At 44.5% G+C, this 13088-nt stretch carries 5 protein-coding genes; 4 read left to right on the top strand and 1 reads right to left on the bottom strand.

The genetic code is table 11. The features are described from left to right. Positions 1-28: 28 nt before the first annotated feature. Positions 29-2662, bottom strand: coding sequence for a zinc-dependent metalloprotease (locus RDN93_RS12475; RefSeq protein WP_308745840.1), 2634 nt, complete (start codon positions 2660-2662; stop codon positions 29-31). Positions 2663-2858: 196 nt separating this feature from the next. Here RDN93_RS12475 and RDN93_RS12470 point away from each other — a divergent pair, with 196 nt between their 5' ends. The 4 genes from RDN93_RS12470 to RDN93_RS12455 all read left to right on the top strand — a co-directional run bounded on the left by RDN93_RS12470 (position 2859) and on the right by RDN93_RS12455 (position 12919). Further along, complete coding sequence (locus tag RDN93_RS12470) at positions 2859-4514, top strand: M23 family metallopeptidase (protein WP_308745839.1); 1656 nt, start codon at positions 2859-2861, stop codon at positions 4512-4514. Between the two features lie 26 nt (positions 4515-4540). Then, complete coding sequence (locus RDN93_RS12465) at positions 4541-6184, top strand: C69 family dipeptidase (protein ID WP_308745838.1); 1644 nt, start codon at positions 4541-4543, stop codon at positions 6182-6184. A 162-nt stretch (positions 6185-6346) separates the two neighbouring features. After that, positions 6347-8092: a phospho-sugar mutase gene (locus tag RDN93_RS12460; RefSeq protein ID WP_308745837.1), complete on the top strand. Its 1746-nt coding sequence runs from the start codon at positions 6347-6349 to the stop codon at positions 8090-8092. A gap of 531 nt (positions 8093-8623) precedes the next feature. Beyond that, the gene (locus tag RDN93_RS12455) at positions 8624-12919 is read left to right on the top strand and encodes a two-component regulator propeller domain-containing protein (protein ID WP_308745836.1); all 4296 of its coding nucleotides are present in this window, start codon (positions 8624-8626) and stop codon (positions 12917-12919) included. Positions 12920-13088: the final 169 nt, after the last annotated feature.

The following is a 13088-nucleotide window of genomic DNA, read 5'->3' as shown; positions in this document are numbered from 1 at the left end:
GTAAGATAGTTTAATTAATAGGTTTGTTTTACTTGATTCCCAAAGCGGTATTAATGCGTAAAATCATATCTTCATAATGGTAGCGTGTAGCAGTATCGGAAGTTCCCAAACGATTCTGCAATAACTTCTTGATGCGTAGTAATTCACCGCGTTTCACAGAAATGGCATCAGAGATGCGGTTGAGCTGACTGCCGTAGAAATTGAGTACACGTGGAGCGCCCATCCGGTCTTCCTGGCGAAGTGCACGTTGTTCGGCAGCATAACAGCTACAGAAAGGAGTGGCATGGTCAAGCAAGAAATGCTCGTTTGCAATTTTCTTGTTGATTTTCACGGCTTCAGGTTCTGCGGCAGCAGTAAGTAAGGCATCCAGGAAGTTCTTTTGTAAAGAACGCTCCATCACGTTGGGAATACCGCCGCGTTCGGTAATACCGAAAATGTTCTTGTGTAGTCCGTCCATCAGTTCCACTACTGTAAAGGCTTTCTTTCCGTTGACAGACTCATTCTCTATCATACGCATCAGACGGGTGTTGCCGAGCAAATCCCAAAGAATATAAGCTTGGGCATTCTTTAATATCTGCGTAGGAGCGTTCTCCTGTTGTCCGATCGGAGTGTTACGGAGCAGGTAAGTGTATTCTCCCACTTCCGTATCAAATAACCATTTAGGGTAAGTCAATACTTCATCAAGCAAGAATTTCAGTGAAGCCTGTTGCTTCTCTTTTTCGACGAATGTGTAAGTCTTTACGCCATCTCCTACGGTTGTATTCTCGATATAGATACCACCGATGTTGGCAAGTACATGATACAAATAGTTGTTCCACTGGTTGATAACAGCGTAATAGAGACGGGATGCTTCTTCGTAAGTCTGTCCCTTTTCTCCGGTTGTAGTCCACTGAAGAATTTGCGGGACGATACGTTTCAGGTTTTCGATACCGAGTAAAGAAGAACGAACAGGGTCGTCTCCTAAATCCTCATTCTGCGCACGTGGGTCTACGGCATCGCGTACATCTTGTGCTTCGCTGTATTTATAAAGACGGTCTGTATGTTTGCTCAGGAAATCGAACAAGAGGTCTTTTTCTTCTTCAGGAGTGCTCTTGCCATACCAACGATAACCATACTCGATAGCGAACATATCATAAGGACCGATATGCGGAGAAAGTACTTTCACGCCGTCTCCCGGCTGGGCGATGTAGTTGAAACGTGCATAGTCCATAATGGATGAAGCGGTAGAATTCATTCTGGAAGTGAAGGCTTCCGAGCGTAGTGAATCTGTCGGGAAAGCCCATGACCCCATCATGTTATGGCGCAATCCCAAAGAGTGACCTACTTCGTGGCAAGCCACAAAACGGATGGCGTCGCCCATCAAGGCATCAGGCAACTGCACGCTGCGGGCTTCCGGGCAAACGGTTCCCGTCTGCACTGTAATCCATTCGCGTACCATAGAAAGCACATTATGCCACCACATAATGTCCGCCTCCAGGATTTCTCCCGAACGTGGGTCCAATAGGGAAGGGCCCATTGCGTTTTTCTTTTCCGAAGCGGCGTAAGTCAGCACGGAGTAGTTGACATCATCCATATCTACATGCATGCTGTCCGTGATTTCTTTGGCGATAATCGCATTCTTGAAGCCGGCTTTTTCAAAAGCGGTTTGCCAGTCTTCAATTCCTTTCTTGATATACGAACGCCATTGGTAAGGAGTTGAATTATCAATGTAGAATACGATAGGTTTGGCAGGTTCCACAATTTGCCCTTTCAGGTAAGCTTCCCGGTCTTCAGGTTTGGGCTCCATGCGCCAACGTGTGATATATTGCGTTTTATCCGTTCTTTGCTGTGCGTCGCTGAAACTTAATAGCGGGTTGGTGAAGTATCCGACTTTCTGATTGTCGAAACGGCCCATCATCGGTGTTTCAGGCAGCAGGAGAATAGAAGAACTGACTTCCACCGTAACGTATACGGTTGTGGTTCCTTCTGTCACCCGGGTGGTCAACTCGGAAGTCGCCACGACATTGTTCGAGAAAGATTTGATAGAAAGGATACGTGATAAGTTCTTGATAGCCGAAGTACCCAGATTAATATTGGTAAATACATTATTGATACTGGTTTCCGTACCATCATAAATATCATTCACCTTGATTACCAATGCAGTAGAATCCGCATTGATTGCTTCGATTTTGAATGCGGCAATCAGCGGAGAGATAAAGTTATCCTTTACCGAACGGAATATGGCATCGTTCTGAGGAGCCAGGGGCAACGGGCGCTGTTGGCGGAACATCAGTTTTCCGCTAGCCTTATCCCATTCCATGCAAACCATCTGATTCTCATAGTTTACTCCACGGTTTACACCTGCGTCGTTCAGTTCGGCAGGAACTCTTTGCAGTTTATTGACAACTAATAAATCACGTCCTAAAAGGGATGTGGGAACTTCAAAATAATAATCATTCTTTTTTTGATGTACAGCAAACATTCCTTTGGTTGTTTTGCTGCCTTCCACTAATTTTTCGTAGTCGCTTTTACTCTTCTCCTCTCTTCCTTCTGGTTTCTTCTTTTTCTTTTTAAACCAACTCAGATTTTCTGTAGCGGGGGTAGTTGCAAATGCTGAGTGTGCTTCACCGCCCAGCAGCATACATGCAATGACCGCTGCCATTACTTTTACATACATTCTCATTGAGTTCTTTATATTTAATTAAAATTAAAAACGGATGCAAAAGTACTAATATAAATAACATAATAGATACAGGTTTGCAATGAATATAATAATAAAAAGAAATATTAACTAGTATCTCCGGTTATCATATCCGCCCGGATATTTCGTAATTTAGTTGGAATAGTGTACATTTGCGGGGAGTAAAAAAGTAAATGGAATGATAAAACAATATATCACTACTTTGATGCTGGCTTGTTGCATCGGAGTTTGTGGACAAGAAAAGAAGCAAGCCACCTTTGTGCCACCTTTTGACTTTCCTCTTACATTGAGCGGAAACTTCGGAGAAATCCGCTCTAACCACTTTCATGGCGGATTGGATTTTAAGACAGGCGGAGTTATTGGCAAACCTGTCCGTGCCCTTGCCGACGGGTATATTTCACGTATCCGCGTCACCAATGGTTCGGGGTATGTACTTGATGTCTGTTATCACAACGGTTATTCTACTATCAACCGGCATCTGAGCGGTTTTATTTCCCCTATTGCCGAAAGGGTGGAGAAACTTCAATACGAGAATGAGAGTTGGGAAGTGGAGATTATTCCCGAACCGGATGAATATCCGGTGAAAGGCGGTCAGCAGATAGCATGGAGCGGGAATACCGGCTATTCATTCGGCCCGCATCTCCATTTGGATGTGTTCGAAACAGAATCGGGGGATTATATCGACCCGATGCCTTTCTTTAAATCAAAAATCAAAGATACGCGTGCCCCGAAGGCCGACGGAATTATGTTTTTCCCACAGCTTGGCAAAGGTGTGGTGGATGGAAAACAGCAGGTCAAAACGATTCTTCCGAACGCGGAGCGTCCGGTGGAAGCATGGGGAGTGATAGGCACAGGTATCAAGGCATATGATTACATGGATGGGGTCAGCAATCATTACGGAGTGTATTCCGTTGTTCTCACGGTAGATGGAAATGAAGTGTTCCGCAGTACGGTAGACCGCTTTTCTCAAGATGAAAACCGAATGATAAACTCATGGACGTGCGGGCAATACATGAAATCTTTTATTGAACCGGGGAATACTTTACGTCTGCTGAAGGCATCGAATGATAACCGTGGTTTGGTGACGATTGATGAAGAACGGGATTATCAGTTCTTATATACCTTAAAAGATGCTTTCGGGAATACTTCCAAATACGGTTTTACCGTACGTGGGCGGAAGCAGCCGGTTGAACCTTTGAATCATCGGGAGAAATACTTCTTTTCCTGGGACAAGACGAATTATCTGCAAGAACCGGGATTGAGCCTGATTGTGCCAAAGGGAATGTTGTATGACGATGTTCCTCTTAACTATCAGGTGAAAGCCGACAGTGGGGCAGTGGCATTTACTTATCAGATAAATGATACACCCGTTCCGCTTCATGCGGGTTGCGAGCTTCGTATCGGGCTGCGTAGAAAGCCGGTTGCTGATAGTACGAAGTATTATGTAGCCCGTGTGACCCCAAAAGGTAGTAAGTACAGTGTAGGCGGGAAGTATGAAGACGGTTATATGAAAACATCTGTCCGTGAATTGGGGACTTATACCGTTGCTATTGATACAGTTCCGCCCGAAATCACCCCTATCAATAAGAACCAGTGGGGAAGAAACGGCAAGATTGTCTATCGGTTGAAAGACGAGGGAGCCGGAATAGCTTCCTATCGGGGAACGATAGATGGAGAGTATGCGCTCTTCGGACGGCCTAATATTGTGAAGTCATATTGGGAGTGTAAACTTGATCCGAAGCGTGTGAAGAAAGGCGGCAAACATACTGTCGAACTTACTGTGACCGACCATTGCGGGAATGAGACTGTAGCCCGTGAGACTTTTGTCTGGTAATTATTAAAAGTGAATCCTATATAATTATGAAGAGAAGAATTATTTTGTGTGCTGCCATACTGGTGGCGGCTGTGGCGGATACTTTCGCCTGTACCAATCTGATAGTCGGCAAGAATGCCTCTGCCGACGGTTCGACCATCGTTTCCTATTCTGCCGACTCGTATGGTCTGTTTGGAGAACTGTACCATTATCCGGCAGCTACTTATCCGAAAGGAACCATGATGAAAGTGTATGAATGGGATACCGGTAAATACCTGGGTGAAATAGAGCAGGCACGGCAGACTTATAATGTGACCGGCAATATGAATGAATATCAGGTTACGATTGGTGAAACGACTTTTGGCGGACGTCCCGAATTGGCGGATTCTACAGGCATCATTGACTACGGAAGCTTGATTTATATCGGATTGCAACGTTCGCGCACTGCCCGTGAAGCCATCAAGATAATGACTGACTTGGTGCAGCAATACGGCTATTATAGCAGTGGGGAGTCTTTTACCATTGCCGATCCGAACGAAATATGGATTATGGAAATGATTGGGAAAGGTCCGGGTATCCGCGGAGCTGTTTGGGTGGCTGTACGTGTGCCCGATGATTGTATTTCAGCTCATGCCAACCAGTCGCGTATCCATCAGTTTGACATGAACGATAAGGAAAACTGCATATATTCTCCCGATGTTGTTTCTTTCGCACGTGAAAGAGGTTACTTCAACGGAGTAAACAAAGATTTTAGTTTCTCGCTTGCTTATGCGCCCCTCGATTTCGGTGCACGCCGTTTCTGCGAAGCCCGCGTATGGAGTTATTTCAATAAATTCACTGATAACGGAAAAGATTATCTTCCTTATATCGAAGGAAAATCCAACACCCCGATGCCACTTTTCGTGAAACCGAAACAGAAGCTGTCCGTGCAAGATGTAAAAGACATGATGCGCGACCATTACGAGGGAACTCCGCTCGACATCTCTAATGACTTCGGAGCAGGCCCTTACAAAACTCCGTACCGTCTTTCGCCGCTGAACTTCAAGGTGGACGGTCAGGAATATTTTAACGAACGTCCTATCTCTACTCAACAAAGTGGTTTTGTATTTGTTGCACAAATGCGTGCTAATATGCCCGACCCGATAGGCGGCGTACTTTGGTTTGGTGTGGACGATGCGAATATGGCAGTATTTACTCCTGTCTATTGCTGTGCTACGAAAGTGCCGGTATGCTATACGCGTGTGGACGGAGCCGATTATATAACCTTCTCTTGGAATTCTGCTTTCTGGATTTTCAACTGGGTATCAAACATGGTTTATCCGCGTTATGATTTGATGATTGGTGATGTACGCGAAGCACAGAAGGAGATGGAAACGACCTTTAACAACGCGCAGCAAGGTATTGAAGAGATGGCAGCCAAATTGTTGGAAAAAGATAAGAACGCCGCTGTTGATTTCCTGACAAACTATACCAGCATGACTGCCCAGAGTACGTTCGATACATGGAAGCAACTGGGTACTTTCCTGATTGTGAAGTATAACGATGGAGTGGTGAAACGTGTGAAGGACGGACAATTTGAACGTAATTCTATCGGACAGCCTGCCGGAGTGCTCCGTCCCGGTTATCCGAAGGAATTCTTGCAGGAATATGTCAAACAGACCGGAGAGAGATATAAAGTGCCGCAAGAATAGATAATGAGTATTGGATATAAGGTATTGAGTATATTGTTTTTTTTGATTCTTAATTCTCAAATTTCAATTAAAAGAATAGGAATTATAAACTTATTATTTTACATTTGTGTGCTCAAGAATATAACAGTAAATAATTCATTAACCATATAAATAACAATCGAAATGGAAAATCAGGAACTTATTAAACAGGTCACTGAGAAAGCCGAAAAATGGCTGACCCCGGCTTATGATGCCGAAACTCAGGCTGAAGTGAAACGTATGTTGGAAAACGATGATAAGACCGAACTAATTGAAGCATTCTACAAAGACCTGGAATTTGGTACAGGTGGTCTGCGCGGTATCATGGGGGTAGGTAGCAATCGTATGAATATCTATACGGTGGGTGCAGCTACTCAAGGACTTTCCAACTATCTGAAGAAGAACTTCAAAGACCTGCCGCAGATTTCTGTTGTGGTTGGCCACGACTGCCGTAACAACAGCCGCTTGTTTGCGGAAACTTCTGCCAATATCTTCTCTGCCAACGGTATTAAAGTATATCTGTTCGATGATATGCGTCCTACCCCGGAAATGTCTTTCGCTATCCGTCACCTCGGTTGCCAGAGCGGTATTATCCTGACTGCTTCCCACAACCCGAAAGAATACAACGGCTACAAGGCATATTGGGATGACGGTGCGCAAGTATTGGCTCCGCACGATAAGGGTATTATCGACGAAGTAAATGCTATTGCTTCCGCTGCCGACATCAAATTCCAGGGTAATCCTGATTTGATTCAGATAATCGGTGAAGATATCGACAAGATTTATCTGGATATGGTGAAAACTGTTTCTATTGATCCGGAAGCTATCGCCCGCCACAAGGATATGAAGATTGTTTATACTCCGATTCACGGTACAGGTATGATGTTGATTCCGCGTGCGTTGAAGATGTGGGGATTCGAAAACGTGTTCACTGTTCCCGAACAAATGATTAAGGACGGTAACTTCCCGACTGTTGTATCGCCGAACCCGGAAAATGCGGAAGCTCTTTCTATGGCTGTGAACCTGGCCAAAGAAATTGACGCTGACCTCGTAATGGCTTCCGACCCGGATGCTGACCGTGTAGGTATTGCCTGCAAGGATGACAAAGGCGAGTGGGTACTTATCAACGGTAACCAGACTTGCATGATGTATCTTTACTATATTCTTACTCAGTACAAACAACTGGGCAAGATTAAAGGTAATGAATTCTGTGTGAAGACCATCGTAACTACCGAACTTATCAAGAAGATTGCCGACAAGAACAACATCGAGATGCTCGACTGCTATACAGGATTCAAATGGATTGCACGTGAAATCCGTCTGCGTGAAGGCAAACAGAAATACATCGGTGGTGGTGAAGAAAGCTACGGTTTCCTTGCCGAAGACTTCGTTCGCGATAAAGATGCTGTTTCAGCTTGTTGCTTGATTGCCGAAGTTGCTGCCTGGGCAAAAGATAACGGTAAGTCACTGTATCAATTACTGCTCGATATTTACGTAGAATACGGATTCTCTAAAGAATTCACCGTAAACGTTGTGAAGCCGGGTAAGAGCGGTGCTGAAGAAATCAAAGCCATGATGGAAAACTTCCGTGCTAACCCGCCGAAAGAACTGGGTGGCTCTAAAGTAATCCTGAGCAAAGATTACAAAACTCTGAAGCAGACAGACGACAAGGGAAATGTAACGGCAATTGATATGCCGGAATCATCAAATGTTCTTCAGTATTTCACAGAAGACGGTAGTAAAGTTTCAGTCCGTCCTTCCGGAACAGAACCTAAGATTAAGTTCTATATGGAAGTTCAAGGTGAAATGGGATGTCGTAACTGTTTCGCTTCTGCCGAATCTGCCGCTATGGAAAAAATTGAAGCAGTGAAGAAGTCATTGGGTATCTGATTCTGTTTCTTCTGATAGTTTCAGAATCGAACAATAATAAAATCGCCTCTATAATCTTTCCGAAGAGTATAGAGGCGTTTCTTTTTTATCTATATGATAGTCTTGATTTCCCCTGTTTTCAAGCGTTTCGCCCGATTAAGCACAGTTCTTTCAATTCCTTTGCATTCTTTAAGCCGACTTTCTAATCATTCTTAGAAGAATCTTGTTCTATTGGCATCATCTCAATTTCAACAGGCAGGCTGCGGATACACATGTTTTGTTGATGCTTTAGAGTGATACGTTCAGTTTCATATTCATAAGTTGTTCGTTTGAAGTTTGAGTGTATTTCGTAGCCTGCTTTCTTTATTTCTCATACTATATTTTTACTAAAAGTGTTTCATATAGATTGTTTTTATAGTCGGTTGAATAAATGTTAGAAGATGTTTGGCAAAAACAAGTGTCTTTTCAATGTTATTTTGTGAGCTGTTTCTTTATTATTTCAATTATCTTGACTATTTTTGCTCATCATTTATTATTAATCTTGGAATCTATATGACACAAAGATGCTTTTTTGTCTTCATCTTTTTTATTAGCCTCGTTTTGAATGCTTATGGTGCAATAGAACTCCGTTCTACACAAATGAGAACCAGTGACGGTCTTCCCAATAACTCTGTCCGTTATATCTATCAGGATAGCAAAGGCTTTCTGTGGCTGGCTACCTTGAACGGATTGAGCCGTTATGACGGCAACTCTTTCCTTACTTTCCGACCGGAAACCGGAGACAAAGTCTCTTTGGCGGACAACCGGATTTATGACCTTACCGAAGATAAAGACGGTTTCCTGTGGATTTCCACTACACCGGAATTATATAGCTGCTACGATTTGCAACGTGCCCGCTTTATAGATTATACCGGTTGCGGTGAGTCGAGACAGAACTATTCGACCGTATTCGTTGCTGCCAACGGGGATGTTTGGCTGTCACATTCAGGAAATGGCTGTCGCCAGATGACCCATCAACCCGACGGTGAAATGACCTCTACCGTATTCAGAACCGAACGTGGAAACTTGCCGGACAACAGGGTGAAATTCGTGAATGAAGACGCCAGCGGTCGTATTTGGGTTGGAACGCAATGCGGACTAGTCTCTGTCACCAACGGACAGTACCGGATAGAAGACCGGTTAATCCATTTCACTTCTTCCCTGGCTTACAAGAATGATATGTATTTCCTGACAGCCGACGGGGATATCTACCTTTATCAGTCTGCCACTCAAAAGATGCAGAAACTGGCTTCCCTTGCCGTTGTCGCAGGTAAGACCTCGCCGACCGGAAACTTCTTGCTAAAGGATAAATGGGTCATTCTGACTACCACCGGAGTATATACGTACGATTTTAACACTGGTGACATTCAGGCAGATTCCCGCATGGACATCAAGAAAGGCGAACTGATACGTGACAATCGCGGCGACTATTGGATATACAACCATACGGGACATCTTACTTATGTGCTTGCCGAAACGGGAGAAATCAAGGACTTCCAGTTGATTCCGCAGGACAAGATGGGATATATTGACTTTGAACGTTATCATATCGTCCATGATTCCCGTGGAATTATATGGATTTCAACCTATGGAAACGGACTTTTTGCCTATAATACTGCTGAAGACAAACTGGAACACTTCGTAGCCAATATAAATGACCAAAGCCATATCAGTTCGGACTTCCTGCTTTACGTCATGGAAGACCGTGCCGGCGGTATTTGGGTGGCTTCCGAGTATTCGGGACTATCCCGTATATCCGTCTTGAATGAAGGGACTTCCCGCATCTATCCCGAATCCCGTGATTTATTCGACCGTTCGAACACCATCCGTATGCTCACCAAAATGTCGAACGGGGATATTTGTGTCGGCACGCGTAAAGGGGGACTTTACACCTTTGACTCCAATCTCCGCTCGAAGATGACCAATCAGTATTTCCATTCCAATATTTACGCCATTGCCGAAGACGGGCAGGGACGAATGTGGACGGGAACCCGTGGAAACGGACTGAAAGTAGGGGATACGTGGTATTATAATAATCCTTCCGACCTCACGGCTTTGTCCGACAATAATGTCTTTACTATTTATCGCGACCGTAAAGACCGTATGTGGATAGGAACATTTGGCGGCGGACTCGAACTGGCAGAACCTACGCCCGACGGAAAATATAAATTCCGTCATTTCTTCCAGCAGACATTCGGAATGCGAATGGTGCGCGTGATAGAGGAAGACGAGAACGGAATGGTCTGGGTAGGAACCAGCGAAGGAATCTGTATCTTTCATCCCGATTCATTGATTGCCGATTCTGATAATTATCACCTGTTCAGTTACACGAACGGCAAGTTTTGTAGTAACGAAATCAAGTGCATTTATCGGGATACGGAAGGACGCATGTGGATTGGTACTTCCGGTTCGGGGTTGAATCTTTGTGAGCCTCAGGATAATTACAATTCCTTGAAGTATGAGCACTACGGCACTTCCGAAGGGTTGGTCAACGATGTGATTCAATCTATCCTGGGAGATAAGAACGGAAATCTGTGGGTGGCTACCGAATATGGTATCTCCAAGTTTAATCCGGCTAATCGTTCATTCGAGAACTACTTCTTCTCTTCCTATACCCTGGGGAATGTGTATAGCGAGAATAGCGCCTGTATGCGCGAAGACGGAAAGCTGTTGTTTGGAACAAACTACGGTCTGATTGTCATCGACCCCGAAAAGATTCAGGATAGCGAGACTTTTTCTCCGGTAGTCTTCACTGATTTGTATGTCAACGGAACCCAGATGAATCCGCAAATGGAAGATTCTCCGTTGAAGCAGTCTCTTGCCTATTCGGATGAAATCACTTTGAAATATTATCAGAACTCGTTCCTGATAGATTTCTCTACCTTTGATTATTCCGATAGCGGGCATACGAAGTATATGTACTGGCTGGAGAACTACGACCAGGATTGGAGTGCACCCTCTCCCTTGAATTTCGCTTCTTTCAAATATCTGAATCCGGGGACATATGTGCTTCATGTCAAATCCAGCAACGGGTCGGGTATTTGGAATGATAGCGAGACTACTTTGAAGATTGTGGTTGTCCCCCCATTTTGGAAGACTACCTGGGCGATGCTGTGCTATGTCTTGCTGTTGATTGTAGCCTTATATTTTGCCTTCCGTATTGTCCGCAACTTTAACGGGCTACGCAACCGTATCAATGTAGAAAAGCAGTTGACCGAATATAAACTGGTGTTTTTTACCAATATCTCCCACGAATTCCGTACCCCGCTTACATTGATTCAGGGAGCACTGGAGAAGATACAGCGCGTCACGGATATTCCGCGTGAACTTATATATCCGTTGAAGACGATGGATAAGAGCACGCAACGTATGCTGAGGCTTATCAACCAGTTATTGGAATTCAGAAAGATGCAGAACAATAAACTGGCACTTTCTCTGGAAGAAACCGATGTAATCTCTTTCCTTTATGAAATATTCCTGAGCTTCGGAGACGTGGCGGAACAGAAGAATATGAATTTCCGTTTCCTGCCTTCCGTGCCGTCCTATAAGATGTTCATTGACAAGGGGAATCTGGATAAGGTGACTTACAACCTGCTTTCCAATGCATTTAAATATACGCCTTCCAACGGCACTATCATTCTTTCGGTGAGCGTGGACGAAGCCAGGAAAACATTGCAGATTCAAGTTTCAGATACCGGGGTCGGTATACCTAAAGAGAAACAGAATGAACTGTTCAAACGCTTTATGCAGAGCAACTTCTCCGGTGACAGTATCGGCGTAGGTCTGCATTTGAGCCACGAACTGGTGTCGGTGCATAAAGGTACGATTGACTATAAGGACAACGAAGGCGGCGGTTCCGTTTTTACCGTATGTATCCCGACGGATAAGACGGTTTATGCGGAGAAGGACTTTTTGATTCCCGGCAACGTATTACTGAAAGAAGCGGACGGACAGGCGCATCATTTGCTGCAACTCTCGGAAGAACTTCCCGACCCGGAAAAGCTACCTGCTCCTTTGAATAAACGGAAAGTCCTGATTATTGAGGACGACAACGATATTCGTGAATTCCTGAAAGAGGAAGTCGGTGTATATTTTGAAGTAGAAGTTGCTGCCGACGGAACATCCGGCTTTGAGAAGGCGCGTACGTCCGAGGCAGACTTGATAATCTGTGACGTACTTATGCCGGGAATGACAGGATTTGAAGTAACCCGGAAGTTGAAATCTGATTTTGAAACAAGCCATATTCCTATCATTCTGCTGACTGCACTAAGCTCACCGGAAAAGCATTTGGAAGGTATTGAAGCGGGAGCGGATGCTTACATCGCAAAGCCGTTCAGCATAAAACTGTTGTTGGCACGTGTGTTCCGTTTGATAGAGCAACGCGACAAACTGCGTGAGAAGTTTTCCAACGAACCGGGTATCGTGCGTCCTGCCATGTGTACCACTGACCGGGATAAGGAATTTGCTGACCGGTTGGCTGCTATACTTGAACAGAACCTCGCCCGTCCTGAATTTTCTATTGACGAGTTTGCGCAGCTTATGAAGTTGGGACGAACGGTCTTCTATCGGAAACTACGCGGTGTGACCGGATATTCGCCTAATGAATACCTGCGTGTGGTGCGGATGAAAAAAGCAGCGGAACTGCTGCTCTCGGAAGATAACCTGACTGTTGCGGAAGTATCCTACAAAGTTGGTATCAGCGACCCGTTCTATTTCAGCAAATGTTTTAAGGCGCAGTTCGGCGTGGCACCGTCTGTTTATCAACGTGGGGTGAATACGGATGCTGCTTCTTCGGAGCCACAGGAATAAGAACTGATTCTGACATAATAAACCATGTCAGAATCCTTCCCTTTGTGAAAGAGTAAGCCAAAACAGGGCACCCGCTCAATAATCTCTACATAGTTTTGACTTTTTTTCATCTTCTCTCTGAAAAACCTATAAAACCTTTTTTCCTGTGTTGTTCTATGCCTATATTTGT

This window comes from uncultured Bacteroides sp., assembly GCF_902491285.1.
Classification (GTDB): domain Bacteria; phylum Bacteroidota; class Bacteroidia; order Bacteroidales; family Bacteroidaceae; genus Bacteroides.
The sequence above is the reverse complement of the archived record's forward strand: the minus strand, read 5'-3'. Positions and strand labels throughout refer to the sequence as shown.